The organism is Rhizobium sp. BT-226, from assembly GCF_025847085.2.
In the GTDB taxonomy this organism is placed as follows: Bacteria; Pseudomonadota; Alphaproteobacteria; order Rhizobiales; family Rhizobiaceae; genus Rhizobium; species Rhizobium sophorae.
In genome coordinates, this window is record NZ_JAOYTI010000002.1 from 798634 (window position 1) to 822346 (window position 23713).

Sequence of the window (23713 nt, forward strand, 5' to 3'; positions counted from 1 at the left end):
ATGTGTGACATTGGCCCATGTTTCTTTTGTCGAGGCCTTGGTGCGGTCTAGCAGCAGGAGGAACGATGTCCTTATTGACGCTGAAGAACAGACGGGAACGTGGCTTCTTCGATGGCCAGTTCCTCATCGCCATGCCGGGCATGGAAGACCGCAATTTTGCGCGCACGGTAATCTATATCTGCGCGCATTCGGATGCCGGCGCCATGGGCTTCGTCATCAACCGGCCGCAGAGCCTCACCTTCACCGATGTGCTGCTGCATCTCGACATGATCAAGCAGGAAGATTCGATCGTGCTGCCGAAACGGGCGCGCGACTTCCCGATCCAGACCGGCGGCCCGGTGGAAAGCGGCCGCGGCTTCGTGCTGCATTCGGACGATTATTCCAGCGACTCCTCGATTCCCGTCAGCGACGACATCTGCCTGACGGCGACGCTCGATATCGTGCGCGCCATCTCCAAGGGCGATGGGCCGACGCGGGCGACCATGCTGCTCGGCTATTCCTCCTGGTCGGCCGGCCAGCTCGAAAGCGAGGTCGTCAATAATGGTTGGCTCACCTGCCCGGCCAATGAGGAGTTGATCTTCGACCGCAGCCTCGACGACAAATACGAGCGGGCGCTCGCCGGCATGGGCGTGACCGCTGCCATGCTTTCGGCCGAAGCCGGCCATGCCTGAGAGGCTGCACGGCAGCGGGAACGAATAGCCAAGAGTGACGTTTCATTTCGGCAAGCATGGACAAAAGGCCCATGCCGACCAAGGAGACATCACAAGATGGGTAGCACCAGCGACAAGATTTCCGGCAAGACAAACGAAATTGCCGGCAAGACCAAGCAGGCCGTTGGCAAGGCGACTGACGATCGCGAAATGCAGGCCAAGGGCGCCGTCCAGGAAGCCAAGGGCAAGGGACAGGTCGCAACCGGCAAGGTCAAGGACAAGCTCAAGGGCGCCGTCGACCGGCTCTGAGCAATCAGCGCATCCTTTTAAGAACCATGCCTGCTGCGCCCCTCGCGCGGCAGGCATTTTCAATCCCCCACCCTCATGCTTTGCAGAGATAGACAAGATGAAGCTTTTTGCCTGCGACAATTGCGATCAGGTCGTCCACTTCGACAACCGGCGATGCGTGCGCTGCAACCATCGCCTCGGCTTCCTGCCCGGCGATCTCGCCATGCATGCGCTGGAGCCGCGCGACGAGGAGCTCTGGCAGCTCGTTTCCAATCCCGATCGCGACGTCCGCTTCTGTGCCAATGCCAGCCTCGATATCTGCAACTGGCTGGTGGACCATGATGGCGAGAGCGAATTCTGCGTTGCCTGCCGCCATAACCGGCTGGTTCCGAACACCGACACCCAGGACGGCATCGATCGCTGGCGGCGCATCAGCCAGGCGCAGCGTCATCTGTTTTATTCGCTGCTGCGCTGGAAGCTGCCGCATCCGGATCGGGCGCAAGATCCGCAGGGCGGCCTGGTCTTCGATTTCCTCGAGGATTCGATAGAGAGCAACGGTTATATCGTGCCGGCCATGACCGGCCACGAGGAAGGCCTGATCACCATCCGCGCCGCGGAGGCCGACGATGCGACGCGCGAACAGGCACGCAGCTCGATGAACGAACCCTATCGCACGCTGCTCGGCCATTTCCGCCACGAGGCCGGCCATTTCATCTGGAACAAGCTGGTGCGCGATCGAGACGGCCTTGCCGATTTCCGCGCCGTCTTCGGCGACGAACGGCAGGATTATATGGCAGCCCTCCAGACCCATTATGCCGGCGGGGCGCCCTTGGGATGGCCAGACAATTTCATAAGTGCCTATGCGGCGTCGCACCCCTGGGAGGATTTCGCCGAATGCTTCGCGCATTACCTCCATATCGTCGATACGCTCGAAACCGCACGCGCCTTCGGCATCGCCATCGATCCGCGCGGCCATGAGGAAATTGCCGGCGAGGTGGATTTCATCCCTTACAGGGCAAGAAGCGCCGAACAGCTGGTCAGCGCCTGGGTGCCGCTCAGCCTGGCGATCAACGCCATCCAGCGCAGCATGGGCCAGCCGGACTCCTATCCCTTCGTGCTGTCCTCACCCGTCGTGGCAAAGCTCGAATATCTGCACCGGCTGATCCAGGGTGCGGGGGCGGCGCAGTAGCAGGCGGCTATTTGAGGAGGTTCGGGCGCGCTGCTTGCTCCCCCTTCTCCCCAGCGGGGAGAAGGTGGCCCGAAGGGTCGGATGAGGGGGCCGCATGGCACACCCTTCATTGCCCTTCGCTTGCGCTCAGCGCATTCGCGGCTTTGCCGCTCACCCCCTCAACCGCCTGCCGGCACCTTCTCCCCGCTGGGGAGAAGAGACGTGTGGCAGCGCCATATTCCTCTCTCGTCCGTCAGGAGCTCGAGGGAACAGCCGCTTCCTAAAACGAAACCACCTTGCCCTTCTTGAAGGGCTCCATGCCCCGGCGGGCGAGTTCGTCGGCGCGTTCGTTTTCCGGGTGGCCGGCATGGCCCTTCACCCAGTGCAGCGTCACCTTGTGGCGGTCGCGAGCCGCCTCCAGCGCCTGCCAGAGTTCGGCATTCTTCACCGGCTTCTTGTCGGCGGTTTTCCAGCCGTTTTTCTTCCAGCCGAAAATCCACTTGGAAATGCCGTCCTTGACATAGGCGCTGTCGGTATAGAGATCGACCTCGCAAGGGCTCTTCAGCGCCTGCAGCGCCGAGATTGCCGCCAGCAGCTCCATGCGATTATTGGTCGTATCCGCCTCGCCGCCGCAAAGCTCCTTTTCGACATCGCCATAACGCAGCACCGCGCCCCAGCCGCCTGGGCCGGGATTGCCGGAGCATGCGCCGTCGGTGAAGATATCGACGTGTTTCATAGGCTCAATCCATATTCGGCGGGCGTTTTGATCTGGCGGTGGAAGCGCAACTTGCGGAGATATTCGAGCGGGTCCTTCTTGGTGACCATGGCACCTTCCGGCGTCGTCAGCCAGTCATAAAGCCGGGTCAGGAAGAACCGCAGCGCCGAGCCACGCGACAGCACCGGCAAGGCTGCGATTTCCGCATCGCTCAACGGCCGGACGCTCTGGTAACCCGCAAGCATCGCCGTGCCCTTGGTGATATTATAGGCGCCATCCTTCTCGAAGCACCAGGCATTCAGGCAGATCGAGACATCATAGGCGAGCAGGTCGTTGCAGGCGAAATAGAAATCGATCAGGCCGGAGAGCTGGTCGCCGAGGAAGAAGACGTTGTCGGGAAAGAGGTCGGCATGGATGACGCCGGCCGGCAGGCCACTCGGCCAGGCGGCGGAGAGGAAATCGAGTTCGTTGCGGATCTCGGTCTGCAGTCCGGGCTCGACCTCGCCGGCGCGCGCTTCCGATTTCTCCCAAAGCCCCCGCCAGCCGTCGATCGACAGCGCGTTCGGGCGCTTCAGCTCAAAACCATCGCCGGCCACATGCATTTCGGCCAGCGCCCTGCCGACCTCGCGGCAGTGCTTGGCCTCCGGCTTTCTCAGCCACATGCCTTCGAGGAAGGAGATCAGCGCCGCCGGACGGCCGGACAGCGAGCCGAGCAGCGAACCATCGCGGCGCGGCAGCGGCAGCGGGCAGGAGAGACCGCGGGCGGAAAGATACTGCATCAGGCCGAGGAAGAAAGGCAGGTCGCTCTTTTCCACCCGCTTCTCATAGAGCGTCAGGATTAGCGGATCCTTGGAGGTGTGAAGCAGGAAGTTGGAGTTTTCGACGCCTTCGGCAATCCCCTTGTAGGAGAGCAGCGTGCCCGCGTCATATTCCGTCAGGAACCACTTCAGATCGTCTTCGGCGATATCGGTATAGACTGCCAAGTGAGGTCTCGCCCTTCATGCCTTGTTGATATTGGATTTGCCGGAGGAAAGGCCGATCTAGCCGTTGACGAAAGCCATGTCGGCCGCCGTCAGCTCGATATTGCGCAGTTCGCGGTTGACGAGGAAGTTTTCGGTTTCCTGCACCGTTTCGGCCAGTTCGACGCGAGCGTCGAAGCGGGCGCGGAAAGCCTCGATGATCTCGTTGACGATGACCTCGGGGGCGGAGGCGCCGGCGGAAAGGCCAAGCGTCGAAATCGCGCCGATCTCGTCCCAGTCGAGCTCGGCGGCGCGCTGCACGAGGATCGATTTTTTCGCCCCTGCCCTCAGCGCCACTTCGACGAGGCGCTTGGAGTTGGACGAATTCGGCGCGCCGACGATGATGAAGAGATCGCAGCCGGGGGCTGCCTGCTTCACCACTTCCTGGCGGTTGGTCGTCGCATAACAGATCGAGTCCGCTGCCGGCGCCGTCAGGTTGGGGAAGCGCTCGTGCAGGCGGGTGATGACGCCGGCCGTATCGTCGACCGACAGCGTCGTCTGGGTGACATAGCCGAGATTGTCGGGATCAACGGGGACATAGGCGTCGGCATCCTCGATCGTCTCGATCAGCGAGACCGAACCCTCCGGCAACTGACCCATCGTGCCGATCACCTCGGGATGGCCGGCATGGCCGATGAGGACGACATGGCGGCCGAGGCGATTGTGGCGCATCGCCTGCTTGTGGACCTTGGAGACCAGTGGGCAGGTGGCGTCGAGATAAAAGAGGTTGCGGCTCGCCGCATCCTCCGGCACCGATTTCGGCACGCCATGGGCGGAAAAAACCACCGGCTGGGCGCGATGTTCGGCCGGGATCTCGTCCAGCTCCTCGACGAAGACGGCGCCCTTGGCCTCCAGCCCCTCGACGACATAGCGATTGTGGACGATCTCGTGGCGCACATAGACCGGGGCGCCATAGGATTTCAGCGCCAGCACGACGATCTGGATGGCGCGGTCGACGCCGGCACAAAAGCCGCGCGGGCCACAGAGCCTGATCGTCAAAGGAGGTTTCGCCGCAATATTCATGTCTGTTCCGGGTTGAGAGATTTAGGGACCTCTAGCCCAATATGGTCGAGAATTGAAGTGATACTATTGCGGAGGTGTCTTGGCGCCCTTGCGGAACCAGGAGATCGCCACCACGACGACAAGCACGGCGGCCAGCCCGTACCAGGTGAAAGCATATTGCAGATGGTCGTTCGGAAGATCCACCTGGGTGACGCCGCCGATCGGCAGGCCGGCCGGATTGGGGGTGGAATCGGCATCGACGAAAAAGGGAATGACGCTCGCTTTCTCCAGCCCGACGCTCTCGGCCATGACGTCGAGATCCTTCCAGTAGAAGATATTCTTGGCGACGTCGTTGTCAGGCACCACCCAGGAAGGCTTGCCGGGAAGCTTTTCGCGCGCCAGGCCGGTGACGGTCTGCTGATCCGTCAGCTGGCCCTGCATGCGCATTTCCGGCTCCTTGTTGTCATAGGGGACGAAGCCGCGATTGACGAAGAGAATGCGGCCGTCGGCAAACTCCAGCGGGGTATAGATGTAATAGCCGGTCTGGCCGCGCCAGGTGGCGAAGAAGTGCCGCTCCTTGTTGTTGATGTAGCGGCCGGTGGCGGTCACCTTGCGGTATTCGATGTCGCCGCCTGCAGCCGCCATCGCCTCGATGTCGGCGAGCGGCACGGGGGCTGCTGCCTGCCGAGCGGCGATATCGGCGATCAGGCCCTCTTTCCAGTGCAGGCGCTCCACCTGCCAGGTACCGAGCGAAATCAGGATGGCAAGGGCGATCAGCACCAGGATGCCGGTGAAAACCGGCAGCCGGCGGCGCGGCGCGGCATGGTCGATATCAGTCACTCAGGCGTCCTTCGCGGGCATTATGGCGGTATTGCATGGCGATCAGGATGCCCTTGAACCAGCGCAGCGTCGTGAGCGACAGGATGATGGTCAGCGGAGCGAAGAGCAGGATATGCACCCAGATCGGCGGCCCGTAATTCACCTGCAGCCACAGCACCATGCCGATGACGATGAAGCCGACGATGAAGATGACGAAGACGGCGGGACCGTCACCGGAATCGGCAAAGGAATAATCGAGGCCGCAGGCCGCACAGCGCGGCTTTACGCCGAGCAGACCATCGAACAGCTTGCCCTGGCCGCAGCGCGGGCAGCAGCCCTTGATGCCTGTTTTCACCGGATCGACGGGCGGAAAATGGGCGCTGTCCTCGTTCATTCCATTCCTTTGCGTAACCTTGGCGGCCGCGGCTTTTTCGATGCTGCCTTAACTCTCCCATAAATTATTCGCAGGACGAAGGGAAATGCCTGCGCGATTTCGTCCCACTGATAGTTCCTCACATCGGAATCGATGTGAGGAACTATACAGCAATTCAAAGTGTTACAGCGTCCTTACCACGTCTGAAAAGTCGCGCGGCGCTGGTGTGATTCGCGCCAAACAGAAGAAGAAGACTGATGACCAATGATAGCCATTCCGTGCAGATCATTATCCTGAACGGCGCGCCGCGGAGCGGCAAATCAAGCATCGCGCGCGCAGTACAGGAACAGTTCGAGGGACCGTGGCTCAACCTCGGCGTCGACAACTACAATGCCATGACACCGAAGCGCTACCTGCCGGGCATCGGCCTCAGGCCGGGCGGCGAACGGCCGGACCTGGAGGAACTGGTGCCGTTCTTTTATGCAGCACTCTACGAATCGATCGCCATCCACGCCAGCCTGGGGCTCAATGTCATCGCCGATCTCGGCCACCATGACAGCTATTCGCAGCCACTCGGCATCCTCGGCGATTGCGCTCGGCGACTGGAGGACTTTCCTGTGCTGTTCGTCGGCGTGCGCTGTCCGATCGAGACGATCATGCAGCGGCGCGACGTTGCCCAGGAGGGGCGCGAGACGCTTTATCTGCGTGCCACGGAGGACGTGCCCATTCCAGAACCGGTGCAACGCTGGCAGGACGCGGTGCATCGCCCCGGCATCTACGATATGGAGGTCGATACATCTGTGCTGACACCGCTCGAATGCGCCGAAGCGATCCGCCACCAGTTGGATCTCGGTATTCCCGAGCCTTCGGCTTTCGAACGGATCGCCGGGGGGCGCTGAGGCGATGAAAAGCAGGCACGGGGCCTGCCTTAGATTGCTGACAAAGCCGGCCAACTCCTCTTTCGTCATGCTCGGGCTTGTCCCGGGCATCTGCGACCGGTTGATATGTAGCAGATCCTCGGCACAAGGCCGAGGATGACGCCGAGTAAAGACGAGATTTGCCAACAAAAAAGGCGGGCACGCCTTTTGCTTGACTATGGTTCCGGTCAACCGGCTACCGGAGCGCCCCAGCCGCCCCAGACGTAGATGCAGAAGAACAGGAACAGCCAGACGACGTCGACGAAGTGCCAGTACCAGGCGGCGGCCTCGAAGCCGAAATGCTGTTTCGGGGTGAAGTCGCCGCGCAGCGCACGGATCAGGCAGACGCCCAAGAAGATCGTGCCGACGAGGACGTGGAAACCGTGGAAGCCGGTCGCCATGAAGAAGGTCGCGCCGTAGATCGAGCTCTTGAAGGCGAACGGGGCGTGAGCATATTCGTAGGCCTGAACGGCAGAGAAGAACATGCCAAGCAGCACCGTCAGCGTCAGGCCCTGGATCAGGCCCTTGCGGTCGTTGTGCAGCAGCGCATGGTGCGCCCAGGTGACCGTCGTGCCCGAGAGCAGCAGGATGACGGTATTGTAGATCGGCAGGTGCCAGGGGTCGAGGACCTCGATGCCCTTCGGCGGCCAGACACCTCCGGTATAGGCGAGCCGCGAGGCCTGGATCGCTTCGTTCGGATAGAGGCTGGCGTCGAAATAGGCCCAGAACCAGGCAACGAAGAACATCACTTCCGAAGCGATGAACATGATCATGCCGTAGCGCAGGTGCAGCGAGACGACGCGGGTGTGGGCGCCCTCATGGGCTTCCTTCACCGTATCGGCCCACCAGCCGTACATGACGTAGAGCACCAGCGCGAAGCCGATGTAGAAAACCCAGGGATTGGCAAGCTCGAAACCGGCGAGCTTGAACGAACCGCCGTTCAGGTAGCGCATGTAGGAGACGCCGCCGAGCGCCATGATGAAGGCGCCGAGCGAGGCTAGAATCGGCCATGGGCTCGGATCGATGATGTGATAGTCGTGATTCTTCTGATGAGCATCGGCCATGTCGCTATCCCCGGATGTCTTCCTTCACTCCGCTCCCGGCATAGCCGGAAACGAGCCTTGATCAAAGTTTCTTTTCAATCTTCTCCGCTCCACCCTCATTCGAAGCCACCGGCTTCGGACCCTCTTTCGGGTAGAACGTATATGACAGCGTAACCGTATGGATGTTCTTCGATTCCACCGCCTTGACGATTTCAGGATCGATGTAGAACACCACCGGCATGTCGAGCTTCTCGCCCGGCTTCAGGTCCGTTTCCGTAAAGCAGAAACATTGCACCTTGTTGAAATAGACGCCGGCTTCGCCCGGCGTGACGTTGAAAACCGCCTGGCCGCGCTGGGTCTCGTTAGAACGATTCTCGGCGGTGAAATTGACCTGGATGGTCTCGCCGATCTTCGGATTGACCTCGCGCTCGACCGGCTTGAAGTCCCATTGCAGGCCGGGGGCGACATTGGCGTCGAAGGTGACGCGCATCGTGCGGTCGAGCACGACGCTCGACACCTGGTCGACGCGCTGCGTCGTGCCGTTATAGCCGGTCACCTGGCAGAAGATGCGGTAGAGCGGCACGGCGGCATAGCTCATCGCGCCCATGCCGAAGACGAAGCTCAGGCACATCATGACGACGGCGCCGTTGTTGCGGACCTGCTTCTTCGGTGCGGCGGGGTTATCGCTCATCCGGCCGTTCCCCCGCCGATCTTCACGATTGCCATCACGTAGAAGAGAACGACGAGGCCGGCAAGCACCAGCCCCAGCGCGATGTTGCGGTTGCGGCGCGACTTGAGCTGCTTTTCCGTGAGCTTTACCAATTCCATCAGAACCAACCTCCCGCATGCGAGACCAGCACCGACGCCAGCCGGTCGATCATCAAGGCGGAGAACACGGCGAAGAGATAAAAGATCGAGAAGCCGAAAAGCTTCTTCGCCGGGATCATCTTCAAATCGCCGTCGGGCATGCGCCAGACGGCGATGGAACAGTATAGGAATATCGCGCCGAGGGCGGCGGCGACAAAGCCATAACCGAGGCTTGCGAAACCGAGGAAGGACGGCAAGACCGCGCAGACGGCGGTCAGCACCGCATAGGCGACGATCTGATGCTTGGTCACCCGTTCGCCGGCAACGTTCGGCAGCATCGGCACGCCGACGGCCTCGTAGTCGCGCATCTTGAAGAGGGCAAGCGCCCAGAAATGCGCCGGCGTCCACAGGAAGATGATCATGAAGAGAACGGTGCTCTCGATCGTCACGCTGTTGGTCACGCAGGCCCAGCCGATCATCGGCGGAAAGGCGCCGGCAGCACCGCCGATGACGATATTCTGCGGCGTCGAGCGCTTCAGCCACATGGTGTAGACGACGGCGTAGAAGAAGATGGTGAAGGCGAGGATGCCGGCCGAGAGCCAGTTGACGGCGAGACCAAGAATCACGACCGAGAAGCCGGACAGCACCAGGCCGAAGGCGAGCGCCTCGGAGGGCGCGATGCGGCCGGCCGGGATCGGACGGTTGGCGGTGCGGCTCATGATGGCGTCGATATCGGCGTCATACCACATGTTCAGCGCGCCGGAGGCGCCGGCGCCGACGGCGATGCAGAGGATGGCGATCAGGCCGAGGACGGGATGGATGTGGCCCGGCGCCAGCACGAGACCGGCAAAGGCAGTGAAGACCACGAGCGACATGACCCGTGGCTTCAGCAATTCGAAATAATCGCGTGCACTCGCTTCCGACAATTCGCCGTCCTTTGCAAGCGCCCCGTGATTGTCGATGACCGTCATCATTCCGTCCTGAATGTCTCACGATCAGGACGCCGTATCGAATGCGGCGTCCTGATATCAGCGCAAATTACTTGATGCGCGGAAGCTGTTCCCACTGGTGATAGGGCGGCGGCGAAGGCAGCTGCCATTCGAGCGTCGTTGCGCCCTCACCCCACGGATTGTCGCCGGCGACACGCTTCCTGGCGAAGGCTTCGAAGACGCCGTAGAGGAAGATCAGCACGCCGAAGGCCGAGATGTAGGAGCCGATGGAGGAAACATAGTTCCAGCCGGCAAAGGCATCCGGATAATCGATGTAGCGGCGCGGCATGCCGGCGAGGCCGAGGAAGTGCTGCGGGAAGAACACCAGGTTGACGCCGATGAACATGATCCAGAAATGCAGCTTGCCGACCAGCTCGTTGTACATGTAGCCGGTCATCTTCGGGAACCAGTAGTACCAACCGGCGAAGATCGCAAAGACGGCGCCGAGCGACAGAACGTAGTGGAAGTGAGCCACAACGTAATAGGTGTCATGCAGCGAGCGGTCGAGACCGGCATTGGCCAGCTGGACGCCGGTGACGCCGCCGACCGTGAACAGGAAGATGAAGCCGATCGCCCAGAGCATCGGCGTGCGGAACGAGATCGAGCCGCCCCACATCGTCGCAATCCAGGAGAAGATCTTCACGCCTGTCGGAACGGCGATGACCATCGTCGCGAAGACGAAGTAGCGCTGCGCGTCGAGCGACAGGCCGACCGTGTACATGTGGTGGGCCCAGACGACGAAGCCGACGGCGCCGATCGCCACCATGGCGTAGGCCATGCCGAGGTAGCCGAAGATCGGCTTCTTCGAGAAGGTCGAGATGATGTGGCTGACCATGCCGAAGCCCGGCAGGATGAGGATGTAGACCTCGGGGTGACCGAAGAACCAGAATAGGTGCTGGTAAAGGATCGGATCGCCGCCGCCTTCCGGAGAGAAGAAAGCCGTGCCGAAATTGCGGTCGGTGAGCAGCATGGTGATGCCGCCTGCCAGAACCGGCAGCGACAGCAGAAGCAGGAAGGCGGTGATCAGCACGGACCAAGCAAACAGCGGCATCTTGTGCAGCGTCATGCCGGGAGCGCGCATGTTGAGGATCGTGGTGATGAAGTTGATCGCACCGAGGATCGACGAGGCGCCGGCAATGTGGAGCGCGAAGATCGCAAGATCGACCGCCGGTCCCGGCGTGCCGCTTGTCGCCAGCGGCGGATACATCGTCCAGCCGCCACCCGTGCCATAGGCGCCTGTCGGGCCTTCGACGAACATCGACAGCAGCAGCAGCGCGAAGGCCGGAACGATCAGCCAGAAGGAGATGTTGTTGAGGCGCGGGAAGGCCATGTCGGGCGCGCCGATCATGATCGGCACCATCCAGTTGGCGAAACCGCCGATCATCGCCGGCATGACCATGAAGAAGATCATGATCAGCGCGTGCGCTGTCGTGAACATGTTGAACATCTGCTTGGCGCCGTCGATCGCGGCATCGCCCTCATAGCCGTAGACCATCGAGGCCAGGCCGTGGAAGATCTGGATGCCCGGCTCCTGCAGCTCCATGCGCATGGCGACGGAGAGCGCGCCGCCGATGATGCCGGCAATGATCGCAAAGATCAGGTAGAGCGTGCCGATGTCCTTGTGATTGGTCGAGAACAGCCAGCGATTGGCAAAACTCGGCTTGTGCCCGTGATCGTGATCGTCATGCGCGTGGTCATGGGCGGCGTGATCATGAGAATGATCGTCGTGAGCGGAAGGTCCAGCCATTGTCCCGATCCCCTTTATTACTGTGCTTCGGCGACGTTGACGGTCTTTGCGGGACCATCGGTTGCGGCCATGAGTGACTTGTAGGCGCCGGGCAGGTCGCTGGCGGCTGCGGTCAGCCACTGCTTGTACTTGTCCTCGGAGACGACGCGGATGGCGATCGGCATGAACGCATGGTCCTTGCCGCAGAGCTCGGAACACTGGCCGTAGAACAGGCCTTCGCGCTCGGCCTTGAACCAGGTCTCGTTCAGGCGGCCCGGCACGGCATCGATCTTGACGCCGAAGGACGGCATGGCGAAGGCGTGGATGACGTCGGTGGGTGCTGCGGTCACGAGAACGCGGACCGTCTTGTTGACCGGCAGGACCAGTTCGTTATCGACGGCGAGAAGACGCGGATAGATCGACTTGTCTTCCTTGCCGGCGGCCGCGCGGTCCTGATCTTTCAGGAGGAAGGAATCGAAAGCCAGTGGGCTTTCGCCCGAACCTTCATATTCGTAATTCCACTGCCACTGGGTGGCGGTCGCCTTGATCGTCACGTCGGGGTTTTCGGGCAGCGTCAGCTGCGCCGTCAGCAGGTTGAACGAAGGAATGGCGAGAAGAAGAAGCACCAGGACCGGCCCCACGGTCCAGGCAATCTCGATCAGCGTGTTGTGGCTCGTCTTCGAGGGAACCGGGTTCGCGCTGGCGCGGAACTTGACACAGACGACGATGAGCAGGACCAGAACGAAGAGCGTGATCGGAACGATAAACCACAGGGTATATTGTTCGAACCAGTGGATTTCCCGCATGATCGGCGTTGCCGCCGGCTGCAGCGTCGCCTGCCACGGCGTGGGCTGGTCGGCATATGTGCCGGAAGCAAAAAGCAGACAGACCAGCGTGGTCAGGGCTGCATAAGCCTTCTTCATCACCTTATTATCTCCCTCGAGCGCTTGACCTGCAAAATAGAACGCAGAATCCTTGCCATCTTCAGCGCTTCAAACCACAGTTTGGCATTTGCCGCAACAGGTCAGAGCAATTGTCTATGCGGCATTTTTGCTCAAAGCATAGGCAGGCTCGAACGGCAAAACATCCCAAGTTTTTCATCAGCATATGAAAAATCGGCTTTCCGGCCAATCCGCGCGCGACACATTATTTCGCAAAGGTCCAATTTCCGCCGCAGTCCCCCGGTTTTCACGGGGTGGGGCTTTTCATTTTTGGTGGGCAGCTTCAACAATAGCCGCAATGATTCGATATCCAGAGGTTTCCATGGGCTTCCGTTCCCTCGCGCAGTCGCTTCTCCTGACTGCCAGCATCGCGGCCGCAGCGACGACGCCCGTTTTCGCACAGCAGCAACCCGCCCCCTCGCAGGCCAAGCCTCCGGCTGCCGCACCGGCACCTGCTCCCGCCCCGGCGCCGCAACAGCCGAGTGCCGCCAAACCGAATGTCGAACCGGTGACACCTGGCCAGACGCAGCCGCCGGCGCCGGGCACGGTGAAGTCCAATCATGGCGCATGGTCCGTCGTCTGCGACAAGCCGGCCGGTGCTTCGACCGAACAATGCGCGCTAATGCAGAATGTCATCGCCGAGGATCGGCCGGAGGTCGGGCTTTCCGTCGTCGTGCTGAAGACGGCCGACCGCAAGTCGAAGATCCTGCGCGTGCTGGCACCACTTGGCGTGCTGCTGCCGAACGGCCTCGGGCTCAACGTCGACGGCAAGGATATCGGCCGCGCCTATTTCGTCCGCTGCTTCGCCGACGGCTGCTACGCCGAAGTCGTGCTCGAGGACGAACTGCTCAAGACCTTCCGCAGCGGCGCCCAGGCAACCTTCATCGTCTTCCAGACCCCGGAAGAAGGCATCGGCATCCCCGTCGACCTCAAGGGCTTCGCCGAAGGCTTCGACGCTCTGCCGTGAGGCGGGGGCTGCGACGTCTCGATTCCCTCTTCTCCCCAGCGGGGAGAAGGTGCCCGTAGGGCGGATGAGGGGGCCGGCGAAGCCGGTCTTTTCAACAACGCCCATACGGGCTTCGACAGCGCTGGCGTCATCTCGACCATGCTCGGGGTCTTGTGGGCGCGGTGTTATCGTTAGCGAACCGGGAATAGGGTTTACGTGAAGGATGTGCCGTGTGGCCCCCTCATCCGCCTGCCGGCACCTTCTCCCCGAGGGGAGAAGAGATTGCGCCGCGCCCTCTCCGTTCCCCGCCAACTCATCACATGGTACGTTCCATCTCGCCACATCATCCTTGCCCAACAAAGAATAATTCGACGGCGGGGCTTCACTCCTTATTATGTGGAGCCCTATCTAGGGAGTAAGTGCATTCCTGAACGCATGCCTATTGGAGCCATTACCATGACCACCGATCTCCTGACGCTCTTCGATGCCGATGAAGCGACGATGCGCAAGCACGTGGCTGAGGCCCTGTCCGGCGCCGATGACGGCGAACTGTTCATCGAGCACGCGCAGGCGGAAGCGCTGACCTTCGACAATGGCCGGCTCAAGGGCGGCAGCTTCAACACCGAACAGGGTTTCGGCCTGCGCGCCGTTGCCGGCGAAGCGGTCGGTTATGCCCATGCCGGCGATCTCTCGGTGGCGGCGTTGAAGCGGGCAGCCGATGCCGTCGGCGCGGTGACGCGCGGCTATTCCGGCTCCTATGCGGCCGCGCCCCAGGGCACCAACAAGAAATTCTACAGCGACGAGAACCCGATCGGCCAGCCGAGCTTCGAGGAGAAGGTCAAGGTCCTGCAGGACATCGACGCCTATCTCAGGGGCAAGGATGACAAGGTTCGGCAGGTAACGGCCTCGGTCGCCGCAAGCTGGCAGGTCGTCGATATCCTGCGCGCCGACGGACATCGTGTGCGCGACATCAGGCCGATGACGCGCATCAACATCTCGGTCATGGTCGGCGAAGGCGAGCGGCAGGAGAGCGGCTCCTACGGCAGCGGCGGGCGCATCGGCTTCGGCGACTTCATCGCCGAGGGCAGCTGGCAATACGGCGCCGACGAGGCGCTGCGCCAGGCGCTCGTCAATCTCGAGGCGATCGATGCGCCGGCGGGGACGATGGACGTCGTGCTCGGCTCCGGCTGGCCGGGCGTGATGCTGCATGAGGCTGTCGGTCACGGGCTGGAAGGCGATTTCAACCGCAAGAAGACCTCGGCCTTTGCCGGCCTTCTCGGCCAGATGGTCGCCGCTCCCGGCGTCACCGTCGTCGATGACGGCACGATCGACAATCGCCGCGGCTCGATCACCATCGATGACGAGGGCACGCCGTCCGCCTACAACGTGCTGATCGAGAACGGCAAGCTCGTCGGCTATATGCAGGATCGGCAGAATGCCCGGCTGATGGGCATGGCGCCCACCGGCAACGGCCGCCGCCAGGGCTATTCCCATGTGCCGATGCCGCGCATGACCAACACCTACATGCTCGGCGGCGACAAGACACCTGAGGAGATCATCGCCTCGGTGAAGAAGGGCATCTATGCCGTCTCCTTCGGCGGCGGCCAGGTGGACATCACCTCCGGCAAGTTCGTCTTCGGCTGTACCGAGGCCTATCTGATCGAGAACGGCAAGGTCGGTGCACCGATCAAGGGCGCGATGCTGATCGGCAACGGCCCGGATGCGATGAAGCGGGTGTCGATGATCGGCAACGACATGAAGCTCGATACCGGCATCGGCAATTGCGGCAAGGCCGGCCAATGGGTTCCCGTCGGCGTCGGCCAGCCGCATCTGCGCATGGATCAGGTGACGGTCGGCGGCACACAGACCTGAGGCAGGAGGAATCGGCTGATGACGGACATCGAAATCAGAACCTTTACAGCCGATGACGCCGATGCCGTGCTTTCGGTGATCCTGCCGATCCAGCGCGAGGAATTCGGCATCGATATCACCGCCGATGAGCAGCCGGATCTCAGGGTCATCCCGGATTTCTATCAGTCCGGCAAGGGGCAGTTCTGGGTCGCCGTCAAGGATGGCGCCATAGTCGGCACGGTCGGGCTGAAGGATATCGGCAACAACCAGGCGGCGCTCCGCAAGATGTTCGTCTCAGCCGCGGTTCGCGGCCGCGAACATGGTGTAGCGGCCCTGCTCCTCGATCGGCTGCTTGCCCATGCCAGGGATGCCGGCCTCACCGATATCTTCCTCGGCACGACGGACAAGTTCGTCGCCGCGCATCGCTTCTACGAGAAGAACGGCTTTAGCGAGATCGCCAAAAGCGCCCTGCCCCGCTCCTTCCCGCTGATGGCGGTGGACAGCAAATTCTACCGTTATAAGGTCGGCTGACTTCACTTCGGAAAGATCATGATGCGGCTGATTTCGCGATGGCAGAATTCGGCGGGGGAACGGGTGCGGATCGCCCTCAATCTCAAGGGCATTGCCTACCGCTATGTGCCTGTGAGCTCGCTGGAGCCCGGCGAGTATCGCCGGCTCAATCCGCAGGGGCTGCTGCCAGCGCTCGATATCGGCGGCGGCCATGTCGTGCCGCAGTCGTCAGCGATCCTCTCCTATATCGAGGAGACCTATCCCGATCCGAGCCTCCTGCCCGAGGATCCCGCACTGCGCGCCGAAGCGAGAGGTTTTGCCGCCCATATCGCTTCGGAAATGCACGCTCTGACAGTTCAGCGCGTCCGGCATTTCCAGCGCGATGACCTCGGCGCTGGTGAAGCGGAAGTGAAACGCTGGCTAGCGCACTGGCTGAGCCTTGGCTTTACCGCGCTCGAAGAGACGCTCGCGCGGCGTCAGAGCCCGTCACCCTTCTGTTTCGGCGATCGTCCGAGCTGGGCCGACCTGCACCTCATTCCGCAGATGAGCAGTGCCCGCCGTCTCGGCCACGATCTGACGCCCTACCCTCTGCTGCTTGCGGTCGAGCAGCGGTGTGTGACGCTCGAAGCCTTCCGGACGGCAAGGCCGGAGGCGCAGCCGGATTTTCCGAAGACGGACGGCCAAGCCGAAACTGCGTCATATTGAATATGCCATTGCCGAAAACCGCCCGCACTTTCGCACGACATGCATCAGCTCTTCGGCACCTCCACCGGTCGAAACAGCCACTTCCGTTCGATCGCGGCGGCAAGATCGAGATCATTGTGGCGGGCAAACAGCAGAAGATGGCCGAGAACGTCGGCGGTCTCGTCGGCGAGGTCGCGCTGCATGTCTTCAGGAGAGCGGCCCTTCGCACGGCCGCGGCCGGTCAGCCGGTTCCATGCCTGGGTCAGTTCACCCATTTCCTCCTGCAGCTTCAGCAGGAACCAGTCGGCATCACGCTCGATGTTGTTGGCAGCGACGTGAACAGAGGATGAGATTTCGAACTGGTCGGCAAGACGACGCAACATGGGCGTTCTCCTTTTGTTTATGGAGGAGACGCTGATTCCCGATGCTTGTCCAGAGTGAATTGCCGCAGTGCCGGGGCGGCGATCAGCTGTGGTCCGGCAGCAGCATGCAGTCATAGGAGCGCTGCTTCAGCGCATCGCAGGCCGAGACGGCGGCATCCTTGCTGGCAAAACCGATGAAGCGGGCGCGATAGATCTTGTTGGCCCCCTGCCCAACCGCTTCGGTATAGGGCGAAGCGGACACGAGCGGCGCGCCGCCTTCAGACTGGGCCTGGGCAAGAAGCGCACGCGCCGCATCGGCGCTGGGAGCGGCCGAGATCTGGATCTGCCAGTCGCCATCGGCCTTTTTCGCCGCGGTTTTCGATGTCTTGCCGGCGTTGAGGATCTCGTCCATCGCGACGGGACGCTCCAGCGGCACGACGGCGTCATCGGCATAGGCAAGGCTCTTGGCTGCGAGATCGTCGACTTGCCGCGGTGCGTTGAACGGCACCGGGACATCGGAAGCCTCAGCGGCGGACGCGACTTCGACGGGCTCCTTGGCGCCGACACTCGCCAACAGCTTTGCGCCGCCGGAAGACGAGGCGCGGCCGAGATAACGGTCGAGTAAACCAGCCATCTTGGCGTCGCGGCTGCGGGCGGTGCGGCCGCCGAGCACGACGCCGACCACGCGGCGGTTGCCGTCTCTGACGGCGCTGACGAGATTGAAGCCGGAAGCGTTGGTATAACCGGTCTTGATGCCGTCCATGCCCTGGTAGCGATACATGAGATTGTTGTGGCCGCGCACCGTCCGGCCGCGGAAATTGAAACTGGCCGCCGAAAACAGCCGGTATTCGTTCGGATAATTCTTCATCAGCGCAATGGCGAGCGTCGACATGTCACGCGCCGTCGTGACCTGACGGCCGTCCGGCAGGCCGGAGGCGTTGATGAAGACGGTGCGGCTCATGCCGAGCTGGCGGGCCTTGGCGGTCATCACCCGGGCAAAGCCGCTTTCCGAGCCGGCGAGCTTCTCGCCCATGGCGGCGGCGGCATCATTGGCGGATTTGATGATCATGCCATAGACCGCCTCGCGCACGGTGATCGTGCCGCCCGCCTTGACGCCAAGCTTGGTCGGCGGGCGTGCAGCGGCGTATTTCGACATCTTGATCGGCGTATCCCAGGTGATCTTGCCGCGCTTCAGCGCCTCGAAGGTGAGATAGAGCGTCATCATCTTCGTCAGCGACGCCGGATGGTTCAGCGTATCGGCATTTTCGGAGGCGAGAACCTTACCGGTCCGGGCATCGAGGATCAGCGAAGCGCTGCCGGCAAGGGCCGCAAGCGGCGCCGAAACGGCAAGCGTTACGGTCAAAACAGCCGCCAAAAGCTTTCTCATGCACTTTCCCCTCATACCCTGGCCCCTCATACGCTGGTCCCTGATGCGCAGCCTTTGATGCGGGCTCTCGGTCAGACCGGCATTTGTGCCGTAATGTGACAGAAGCCGCAAGTTTGGCGCGACTTTGAGGCAACGCCTATCATTTTTCTAGTCTTTTCATCGTCTTGGTAAACAGGAAATGAAAGACCCGTGCCGGATCGGGATTCAGCAAGGCTTAAGTCGCACTTGCTAGTTTCCGGAAAAGGCAGGGGACGGGCGCCGCATGACGGGACAATTCAAGCGATTGGGCAAGCGACTGGCGATCGGCGCCGGGCTCGAGTTTTCCTGGCTGCTCGCGTCAGTCGGGCTGATGCGGCAAGCACGCGGGCGCGGCGTCGTCTTCACGCTGCATCATGTTCGCCCGCACCTGCCCCAGGCCTTCGAGCCGAATGCGCATCTCGAAATCACCCCACGCTTTCTCGACGCAGCGCTGCGGCGGCTGCGGCGAGAGGGCTACCGCTTCGTGTCGCTCGATCAGGTGCCGGCGCTGCTGGCGGAGCCGGAAGGCGCAAAGCCCTTCGCGGCCTTCACGCTCGACGACGGGTACAGCAACAATCTGGAACATGCGCTGCCGGTGTTCGAGCGGCATCAGGCGCCGTTCACGGTGTTCGTCGCCAAGGGTTTTGCCGAAGGCTCTCACAGCATCTGGTGGGAAACGCTCGCTGTCCTCCTGCGCCAGCCAAGCGAAATCCACTTCGATTTCGGCCGTGGCAGAGAGCGCCTGGCGCTCGACAGCCCGCAGCAGCAATGGCAGGCCTTCGACCGCTTTGCCGCCTACATCCACGGCTCCGACGAGGCGCGCGCCGTTGCCGCCATCGATCTGCTGGCGCGCGAAAACGGCATCGAGCCAACGGATATCGTCCGCGAACTGGTGATGGGGCCTGGCGAATTGCAATGGCTGGCGGCACATCCGCTCGCAACGCTCGGCGCCCATACGATCAGCCATCGGGCGCTCGCCCGGCTGCCGGAAGCCGAAGCGCGAATCGAAATGCAGGTTTCGGCGGATTACGTCGAAGCAGTGACCGGCATCCGTCCCGGGACGATCGCCTATCCCTATGGCACGCCGGAGGCTGCGACCGCACGCGAGGCGCGCATCGCCCGCAATCTCGGTTTTACCCTCGCCGTCACCACCCAGCCCGGGCTGCCTTCAGCGCAACTGACCGGCTATCTCCCGCGCATTTCGCTCAACGGCTTCTATCAGAAGCGACGCTACGTCTCGGCGCTCGCCTCCGGCATACCGCTGAAGCTGATGGGCAGGTAAGCCGCTACGGATACATCCGCACCTTGTCCCATTCGCCTTCCGGTGATGGGCGGCGAAATTCGACCCGGTCATGCAGGCGGAATTTCTGGTCCTTCCAGAATTCGATCGAGGTCGGCCGGATACGGAAGCCCGACCAATGGGCCGGGCGCGGAATCTCGCCGATGGCATAGCGCGCGGTATATTCGGCCACGGCCTTTTCCAGCGCGAAACGGCTTTCGAGCGGACGGGATTGCCTGGAGGCCCAGGCGCCGATGCGGCTGCCGCGCGCCCGCGTCTTGAAATAGGCGTCCGCTTCGGCATCGGTGACGATCTCGACGGGGCCGCGCAATCTCACCTGACGACGCAGGCTTTTCCAGTGAAAGCACATGGCCGCCTTTTTCTGGCCCAGAATTTCGCGGCCTTTCTGGCTCTCGAAATTGGTGTAAAAGACGAAACCGTCGTCGTCGAATCCCTTCAGGAGAACCATGCGGACATTGGGAAGACCATCCTCATCGACCGTTGCCAGCGCCACTGCATTGGGGTCATTGGGTTCGGAAGCCTCGGCTTCTTTCAGCCATTCGGCAAAGAGCTTGAAGGGCTCGCCACTTTCGGTAAAGTCACCGCTTGTTAACTCGTTTGCCGACATATTGGTTCAAATGCCCCGGATTATTCAAAACTCGCCCAGCTTTTGATAACTGGACAGGATGCAGGGTGGAAGTCATAGCAAAGTCATCTCGCCATACAAAGGGCCTGCGGCGACGCAGCCGCGCGTTCTTCGTCATCGGCGTCGCGATGTTGTCGTTGTCCGGCTGCGTCGGCGGCGGCATGGATTTCCTCAGTGAAGCCAAGGTCGACCGGTCGGTGGCCACCGGCACCGTGCCGCAGACGCCGCCGAGCACCGACACGCTTTCCGACGAAATGACCGTGCGCAACGCCGTGACCTCGGCCGATGTGCAAAGGCTCGAGGGCCAGCCGCTTCCCTGGGCGAACGCATCGACCGGCAGTGCCGGCGTCATCGATACGATCGTCGAGAATAACGAGTCCGGCCAGGTCTGCCGCCAGTTCCGCACGACCCGGCATTCCTATGTCGGCATTGCCAAATTCTACGGCAAGACCTGCCTCGTCGGCGGCGGCAACTGGCAGCTTCTGAGCTTCCAGCCGGAAAGCTGATCTCCCCAAGGTCGCTCAAATATTACAGCGTCCTTTGCACGTTCGAAAAGACGCGGGGCGCGCGCCCTCCCCAACTGGTTAACGCGTGACCGATTTCTGCCGAATGCTTAGCAAAGAGCTAACCATTTACCGCGAAACACCCCACATCTCTTCACAGAAATAACAGGTGATTAGCAACTCGGCCCGCAGGATCGGCGTTGAGAGTGGCTGTTCCTGCCTTTGCGGCGGGTGACGCCGCACAGGTTTTATTGGACGGGGATGCCGGGCAAGGACGAGGCTTGCCGCATCGCAACACCGGCGGTTTTGACATGCGCGATCCTTACAAAATTCTGGGCGTCAAGCGCGACGCGGCAGCAGACGAGATCAAGGCGGCCTGGCGCAACATGGCCAAATCAGCCCATCCCGACCACAATCAGGACGATCCGACGGCGACGGCCCGGTTCGCCGAGATCGGCCGCGCCTATGAAACCCTGAAGGACCCGCGCAAACGCAGCCTGTTCGACAATGCCTTGCGGATGGCGGAAGCCAAGAAGCACGAACAGACGATCATGCAGCAGCGCCAGGCCGCCCGCGAGGCGGCCGTGCGCGCCAAGGCGGCGCAGGCCAATGCCGAGCGCGTGATGGAAGAGCTGGCGCGCGCCGCCCAGAAGGCTGCCGCCGACGGCTCCAGGCAACAGGCAGGCTCCGCCGAGGCCGCCGACGAGATGGTGGATCGCATTTTCGGCGCCCAGGCCCGCGCGGCCGCCGGCGGCCAGGTGCAGGGTCGCGCCCAGCAGCCGCAGTATCAGCAGGCCCAAAATCAGCAGACGCAAAACGCCCAGGGTGATGCCGGCAAGCGCATGGATGGCGATGCCGCCGAGGCCGACACCAAGGGCGACGAGGAAGCGAGCGAAGCTGGGGCAAATGCCGCCGCCAACCTGTCGCTGCCGCTCAGCATCCTGACAAACCTGGTGCGCCGTTTCACCGGCGCCAAGGATACCGGCCTCGAAAAAGCACCGGATGAGGTGACGACGGCGACGGTCACGATCGACGACGTGTTGAAGAGCGGCTGGATCACCGCGTCGCTGCCGGAGGGCCGCGAAATCGGCTTCGCCTTGCCGGCAGGCACGACCGATGGTCACGAGATCAGGCTCAAGGGACAGGGCTTCAAGCTGCCTGGCATGCAGCGCGGCGACGCCGTCATCAATATTCGCATCGCACCCGATCCGCGCTTTACGGTCGACGGCTTCGATCTGCACGCGGTGCTGCCGCTCAGCATCGAAAATGCCGTGCTCGGCACCGAGGCGCGTATCGAGGGACCGAGCGGGCCGCTGAACGTGACGATCCCCGCATGGTCCGGCTCGGACAAGACGATTAGAATTCCCGGCCAGGGATTGCCCCGCGAAGAGGGCGGCAGAGGCGATCTGGTCGTCGAATTGCGCATTATCCTGTGGGAAAAACCCGACGATAAAATCACCGATCTCATGCGGAGCATGCGCGAAGGCCTGTTCCTATGAAATTTTTATGACATTCGCACCCTTTATTACGATGCCTAACAGTTGATGATCCCGGCCAAGCTTGAACCGATTAACGGCCTATGCCATAGGCAGGATCGATCAGAATCCTAGGGAGCGAAATATGGCTCAAGCATCCGGCCTCATGGCAGGCAAACGCGGCGTCATCATGGGTGTCGCCAACAATCGTTCGATTGCGTGGGGTATTGCCAAGGCCATTCATGCGCAGGGTGGAGAAGTCGCGTTCACCTATCAGGGCGATGCGCTGAAGAAGCGCGTCGAGCCGCTCGCCGCCGAAATCGGCGCGACGCTCGTCGGCCACTGTGACGTCGCCGACGAAGCCACCATCGACGAGGTTTTCGGGAACGTCGAAAAGCTGTGGGGCAAGATCGATTTCCTCGTGCATGCGATCGGCTTTTCCGACAAGGACGAGCTGACCGGCCGCTACGTCGATACCTCGGCCGACAATTTCACCAAGACGATGCAGATCTCCGTCTATTCCTTCACCTCGGTCGCACGCCGCGCCGAGAAGCTGATGACGGATGGCGGCGCCATGCTGACGCTGACCTATTACGGCGCCGAAAAGGTGATGCCGAACTATAACGTCATGGGTGTCGCCAAGGCCGCGCTCGAAGCGAGCGTCAAGTATCTCGCCGTTGACCTCGGACCGCAGAACATTCGTGTCAATGCCATTTCGGCCGGGCCGATCAAGACGCTTGCCGCCTCCGGTATCGGCGATTTCCGCTATATTCTGAAGTGGAACGAATATAACGCGCCGCTGCGCCGCACCGTCACCATCGAGGAAGTCGGCGATGTCGGCCTCTATCTCCTGTCGGACCTGTCGCGCTCCGTCACCGGCGAAGTGCACCATGCCGACAGCGGCTATCATGTCATCGGCATGAAGGCGGTCGACGCGCCCGACATTTCCGTCGTCAAGGACTGATTTCTCCATAGGGATGCGAGACCGTGCTTATCTACGTGATCAGACACGGCCAGACCGACTGGAATGCGGAGCGCCGTCTGCAGGGTCAGAAGGATATTCCGATGAATGCCACGGGCCTGGAACAGGCCCGGCAGAACGGCATCGCGCTGGCGGAGATTCTCGGCGACAAGGCTGATGAATTCGATTTCGTCGCAAGCCCGCTCGGGCGCACACGCGCGACGATGGAAATCATGCGCGCTGCCATGGGCCTGCCGCCGCTTGCCTATCGCACCGATCCGCGGCTGGTCGAGATTTCCTTCGGCGACTGGGAAGGCTCGACGATCAAGGAGCTGAAGGCGACGCAGCGCGAGCGGGTGGCGGAACGCAACGCCTCGAAATGGGATTTCATCCCGCCCGGCGATGACGCGGAAAGCTACGAAATCCTCTCCTGGCGCACCGGCTCATGGCTGAACTCTGTCGATCGTCCGACGGTCTGCGTGACCCATGGCGGCGTCATCCGCACGCTTTTCCAGACGATCGCCGACCTGCCGAAAAGCACTGCTGCTGAAGGTGCGATCCCACAGGACCGGATCATCCGGATCGAAACCACTGAGCGGACGATCGCCTGGCTATAGGTATTGCCATTGCGCCT

The 23713-nt window shown here is 61.9% G+C and carries 27 protein-coding genes; 13 read left to right on the plus strand and 14 right to left on the minus strand.

What is annotated here, in order from left to right; genetic code table 11:
• Positions 1-65: 65 nt before the first annotated feature.
• From OIU37_RS14240 to OIU37_RS14250, 3 genes are all read left to right on the plus strand, one after another.
• Positions 66-671 carry a YqgE/AlgH family protein gene (locus OIU37_RS14240; RefSeq protein ID WP_017959273.1) on the plus strand — a complete coding sequence of 202 codons (606 nt, stop codon included), beginning with the start codon at positions 66-68 and terminating at the stop codon, positions 669-671.
• A gap of 96 nt (positions 672-767) precedes the next feature.
• Positions 768-959 carry a CsbD family protein gene (locus tag OIU37_RS14245; RefSeq protein ID WP_129418182.1) on the plus strand — a complete coding sequence of 64 codons (192 nt, stop codon included), beginning with the start codon at positions 768-770 and terminating at the stop codon, positions 957-959.
• Between the two features lie 97 nt (positions 960-1056).
• Positions 1057-2127 (plus strand): putative zinc-binding metallopeptidase, encoded by a 1071-nt coding sequence (locus OIU37_RS14250; RefSeq protein ID WP_171601399.1) that lies wholly within the window; start codon positions 1057-1059, stop codon positions 2125-2127.
• Positions 2128-2386: 259 nt separating this feature from the next.
• Here the strand turns inward: OIU37_RS14250 and rnhA are convergent, their stop codons facing one another.
• The 5 genes from rnhA to OIU37_RS14275 all read right to left on the minus strand — a co-directional run bounded on the left by rnhA (position 2387) and on the right by OIU37_RS14275 (position 6055).
• A complete protein-coding gene (rnhA, locus tag OIU37_RS14255; RefSeq protein ID WP_168310980.1) occupies positions 2387-2842 on the minus strand; it encodes a ribonuclease HI in 456 nt (151 codons plus the stop codon).
• The gene (locus tag OIU37_RS14260; RefSeq protein WP_180693620.1) at positions 2839-3804 is read right to left on the minus strand and encodes a homoserine kinase; all 966 of its coding nucleotides are present in this window, start codon (positions 3802-3804) and stop codon (positions 2839-2841) included. The genes rnhA and OIU37_RS14260 overlap by 4 nt, the downstream gene beginning before the upstream one ends.
• Before the next feature lie 57 nt (positions 3805-3861).
• Positions 3862-4863 carry a 4-hydroxy-3-methylbut-2-enyl diphosphate reductase gene (ispH, locus tag OIU37_RS14265; RefSeq protein WP_011650764.1) on the minus strand — a complete coding sequence of 334 codons (1002 nt, stop codon included), beginning with the start codon at positions 4861-4863 and terminating at the stop codon, positions 3862-3864.
• 63 nt (positions 4864-4926) lie between these two features.
• Positions 4927-5682, minus strand: coding sequence for an SURF1 family protein (locus OIU37_RS14270; RefSeq protein WP_264257799.1), 756 nt, complete (start codon positions 5680-5682; stop codon positions 4927-4929).
• Complete coding sequence (locus OIU37_RS14275; protein ID WP_264257800.1) at positions 5675-6055, minus strand: DUF983 domain-containing protein; 381 nt, start codon at positions 6053-6055, stop codon at positions 5675-5677. The genes OIU37_RS14270 and OIU37_RS14275 overlap by 8 nt, the downstream gene beginning before the upstream one ends.
• 236 nt (positions 6056-6291) lie before the next feature.
• Here OIU37_RS14275 and OIU37_RS14280 point away from each other — a divergent pair, with 236 nt between their 5' ends.
• A complete protein-coding gene (locus OIU37_RS14280) occupies positions 6292-6933 on the plus strand; it encodes a chloramphenicol phosphotransferase CPT family protein (RefSeq protein ID WP_240602107.1) in 642 nt (213 codons plus the stop codon).
• A gap of 206 nt (positions 6934-7139) precedes the next feature.
• Here the strand turns inward: OIU37_RS14280 and OIU37_RS14285 are convergent, their stop codons facing one another.
• The 6 genes from OIU37_RS14285 to coxB all read right to left on the minus strand — a co-directional run bounded on the left by OIU37_RS14285 (position 7140) and on the right by coxB (position 12439).
• Positions 7140-8015, minus strand: coding sequence for a cytochrome c oxidase subunit 3 (locus tag OIU37_RS14285; RefSeq protein WP_180693623.1), 876 nt, complete (start codon positions 8013-8015; stop codon positions 7140-7142).
• Between the two features lie 61 nt (positions 8016-8076).
• Positions 8077-8685, minus strand: coding sequence for a cytochrome c oxidase assembly protein (locus OIU37_RS14290; protein WP_171601404.1), 609 nt, complete (start codon positions 8683-8685; stop codon positions 8077-8079).
• Complete coding sequence (locus OIU37_RS14295; protein WP_020048779.1) at positions 8682-8822, minus strand: hypothetical protein; 141 nt, start codon at positions 8820-8822, stop codon at positions 8682-8684. The genes OIU37_RS14290 and OIU37_RS14295 overlap by 4 nt, the downstream gene beginning before the upstream one ends.
• On the minus strand, positions 8822-9772 hold the full coding sequence (locus tag OIU37_RS14300) for a heme o synthase (RefSeq protein ID WP_171601405.1): 951 nt from the start codon (positions 9770-9772) through the stop codon (positions 8822-8824). Before OIU37_RS14300 ends, OIU37_RS14295 begins: the two co-directional genes overlap by 1 nt.
• 67 nt (positions 9773-9839) lie before the next feature.
• Positions 9840-11537 carry a cytochrome c oxidase subunit I gene (ctaD, locus tag OIU37_RS14305; protein ID WP_168315535.1) on the minus strand — a complete coding sequence of 566 codons (1698 nt, stop codon included), beginning with the start codon at positions 11535-11537 and terminating at the stop codon, positions 9840-9842.
• 17 nt (positions 11538-11554) lie between these two features.
• Positions 11555-12439, minus strand: a complete 885-nt coding sequence (gene coxB / locus OIU37_RS14310; RefSeq protein WP_168311056.1) for a cytochrome c oxidase subunit II — start codon at positions 12437-12439, stop codon at positions 11555-11557.
• A 316-nt stretch (positions 12440-12755) separates the two neighbouring features.
• Here coxB and OIU37_RS14315 point away from each other — a divergent pair, with 316 nt between their 5' ends.
• The 4 genes from OIU37_RS14315 to maiA all read left to right on the plus strand — a co-directional run bounded on the left by OIU37_RS14315 (position 12756) and on the right by maiA (position 16469).
• A complete protein-coding gene (locus OIU37_RS14315) occupies positions 12756-13424 on the plus strand; it encodes an invasion associated locus B family protein (RefSeq protein ID WP_182211700.1) in 669 nt (222 codons plus the stop codon).
• Between the two features lie 435 nt (positions 13425-13859).
• Positions 13860-15275 carry a metalloprotease TldD gene (gene tldD / locus OIU37_RS14320; protein WP_112906083.1) on the plus strand — a complete coding sequence of 472 codons (1416 nt, stop codon included), beginning with the start codon at positions 13860-13862 and terminating at the stop codon, positions 15273-15275.
• A gap of 18 nt (positions 15276-15293) precedes the next feature.
• Complete coding sequence (locus OIU37_RS14325) at positions 15294-15785, plus strand: GNAT family N-acetyltransferase (RefSeq protein ID WP_171601410.1); 492 nt, start codon at positions 15294-15296, stop codon at positions 15783-15785.
• An 18-nt stretch (positions 15786-15803) separates the two neighbouring features.
• On the plus strand, positions 15804-16469 hold the full coding sequence (gene maiA, locus OIU37_RS14330; protein ID WP_264257802.1) for a maleylacetoacetate isomerase: 666 nt from the start codon (positions 15804-15806) through the stop codon (positions 16467-16469).
• Positions 16470-16513: 44 nt separating this feature from the next.
• Here the strand turns inward: maiA and OIU37_RS14335 are convergent, their stop codons facing one another.
• A complete protein-coding gene (locus OIU37_RS14335) occupies positions 16514-16831 on the minus strand; it encodes a pyrophosphatase (RefSeq protein ID WP_180693629.1) in 318 nt (105 codons plus the stop codon).
• An 82-nt stretch (positions 16832-16913) separates the two neighbouring features.
• Positions 16914-18197, minus strand: coding sequence for a D-alanyl-D-alanine carboxypeptidase family protein (locus OIU37_RS14340; RefSeq protein ID WP_264257803.1), 1284 nt, complete (start codon positions 18195-18197; stop codon positions 16914-16916).
• A gap of 262 nt (positions 18198-18459) precedes the next feature.
• Here OIU37_RS14340 and OIU37_RS14345 point away from each other — a divergent pair, with 262 nt between their 5' ends.
• Positions 18460-19497, plus strand: a complete 1038-nt coding sequence (locus OIU37_RS14345) for a polysaccharide deacetylase family protein (RefSeq protein WP_264257804.1) — start codon at positions 18460-18462, stop codon at positions 19495-19497.
• 4 nt (positions 19498-19501) lie between these two features.
• On the opposite strand, the gene pdxH is transcribed toward OIU37_RS14345, so the two are convergent.
• Positions 19502-20122 carry a pyridoxamine 5'-phosphate oxidase gene (gene pdxH / locus OIU37_RS14350; protein WP_072639439.1) on the minus strand — a complete coding sequence of 207 codons (621 nt, stop codon included), beginning with the start codon at positions 20120-20122 and terminating at the stop codon, positions 19502-19504.
• Between the two features lie 65 nt (positions 20123-20187).
• Between pdxH and OIU37_RS14355 the strand changes: the two genes are divergently transcribed.
• The 4 genes from OIU37_RS14355 (at position 20188) to OIU37_RS14370 (ending at position 23696) form a co-directional block, all read left to right on the plus strand.
• Entirely contained in the window at positions 20188-20646 is a 459-nt protein-coding gene (locus OIU37_RS14355; RefSeq protein ID WP_062943894.1) for an RT0821/Lpp0805 family surface protein, read from the plus strand.
• Between the two features lie 278 nt (positions 20647-20924).
• Positions 20925-22142 carry a DnaJ C-terminal domain-containing protein gene (locus OIU37_RS14360; RefSeq protein WP_264257805.1) on the plus strand — a complete coding sequence of 406 codons (1218 nt, stop codon included), beginning with the start codon at positions 20925-20927 and terminating at the stop codon, positions 22140-22142.
• Between the two features lie 121 nt (positions 22143-22263).
• Positions 22264-23082, plus strand: a complete 819-nt coding sequence (fabI, locus tag OIU37_RS14365; RefSeq protein ID WP_264257806.1) for an enoyl-ACP reductase FabI — start codon at positions 22264-22266, stop codon at positions 23080-23082.
• 23 nt (positions 23083-23105) lie between these two features.
• The gene (locus tag OIU37_RS14370) at positions 23106-23696 is read left to right on the plus strand and encodes a histidine phosphatase family protein (protein WP_264257807.1); all 591 of its coding nucleotides are present in this window, start codon (positions 23106-23108) and stop codon (positions 23694-23696) included.
• Positions 23697-23713 lie beyond the last annotated feature (17 nt).

What these genes read in the sequence shown, in the direction of transcription:
- OIU37_RS14240 (WP_017959273.1), top strand. Translation starts at nt 66, where the DNA reads ATGTCCTTATTGACGCTGAAGAACAGACGGGAACGTGGCTTCTTCGAT.
- OIU37_RS14245 (WP_129418182.1), top strand. Translation starts at nt 768, where the DNA reads ATGGGTAGCACCAGCGACAAGATTTCCGGCAAGACAAACGAAATTGCC.
- OIU37_RS14250 (WP_171601399.1), top strand. Translation starts at nt 1,057, where the DNA reads ATGAAGCTTTTTGCCTGCGACAATTGCGATCAGGTCGTCCACTTCGAC.
- rnhA (WP_168310980.1), bottom strand. Translation starts at nt 2,842, where the DNA reads ATGAAACACGTCGATATCTTCACCGACGGCGCATGCTCCGGCAATCCC.
- ispH (WP_011650764.1), bottom strand. Translation starts at nt 4,863, where the DNA reads ATGAATATTGCGGCGAAACCTCCTTTGACGATCAGGCTCTGTGGCCCG.
- OIU37_RS14275 (WP_264257800.1), bottom strand. Translation starts at nt 6,055, where the DNA reads ATGAACGAGGACAGCGCCCATTTTCCGCCCGTCGATCCGGTGAAAACA.
- OIU37_RS14280 (WP_240602107.1), top strand. Translation starts at nt 6,292, where the DNA reads ATGACCAATGATAGCCATTCCGTGCAGATCATTATCCTGAACGGCGCG.
- OIU37_RS14285 (WP_180693623.1), bottom strand. Translation starts at nt 8,015, where the DNA reads ATGGCCGATGCTCATCAGAAGAATCACGACTATCACATCATCGATCCG.
- OIU37_RS14290 (WP_171601404.1), bottom strand. Translation starts at nt 8,685, where the DNA reads ATGAGCGATAACCCCGCCGCACCGAAGAAGCAGGTCCGCAACAACGGC.
- OIU37_RS14295 (WP_020048779.1), bottom strand. Translation starts at nt 8,822, where the DNA reads ATGGAATTGGTAAAGCTCACGGAAAAGCAGCTCAAGTCGCGCCGCAAC.
- OIU37_RS14300 (WP_171601405.1), bottom strand. Translation starts at nt 9,772, where the DNA reads ATGACGGTCATCGACAATCACGGGGCGCTTGCAAAGGACGGCGAATTG.
- ctaD (WP_168315535.1), bottom strand. Translation starts at nt 11,537, where the DNA reads ATGGCTGGACCTTCCGCTCACGACGATCATTCTCATGATCACGCCGCC.
- coxB (WP_168311056.1), bottom strand. Translation starts at nt 12,439, where the DNA reads ATGAAGAAGGCTTATGCAGCCCTGACCACGCTGGTCTGTCTGCTTTTT.
- OIU37_RS14315 (WP_182211700.1), top strand. Translation starts at nt 12,756, where the DNA reads ATGATTCGATATCCAGAGGTTTCCATGGGCTTCCGTTCCCTCGCGCAG.
- tldD (WP_112906083.1), top strand. Translation starts at nt 13,860, where the DNA reads ATGACCACCGATCTCCTGACGCTCTTCGATGCCGATGAAGCGACGATG.
- OIU37_RS14325 (WP_171601410.1), top strand. Translation starts at nt 15,294, where the DNA reads ATGACGGACATCGAAATCAGAACCTTTACAGCCGATGACGCCGATGCC.
- maiA (WP_264257802.1), top strand. Translation starts at nt 15,804, where the DNA reads ATGATGCGGCTGATTTCGCGATGGCAGAATTCGGCGGGGGAACGGGTG.
- OIU37_RS14335 (WP_180693629.1), bottom strand. Translation starts at nt 16,831, where the DNA reads ATGTTGCGTCGTCTTGCCGACCAGTTCGAAATCTCATCCTCTGTTCAC.
- OIU37_RS14340 (WP_264257803.1), bottom strand. Translation starts at nt 18,197, where the DNA reads ATGAGAAAGCTTTTGGCGGCTGTTTTGACCGTAACGCTTGCCGTTTCG.
- OIU37_RS14345 (WP_264257804.1), top strand. Translation starts at nt 18,460, where the DNA reads ATGACGGGACAATTCAAGCGATTGGGCAAGCGACTGGCGATCGGCGCC.
- pdxH (WP_072639439.1), bottom strand. Translation starts at nt 20,122, where the DNA reads ATGTCGGCAAACGAGTTAACAAGCGGTGACTTTACCGAAAGTGGCGAG.
- fabI (WP_264257806.1), top strand. Translation starts at nt 22,264, where the DNA reads ATGGCTCAAGCATCCGGCCTCATGGCAGGCAAACGCGGCGTCATCATG.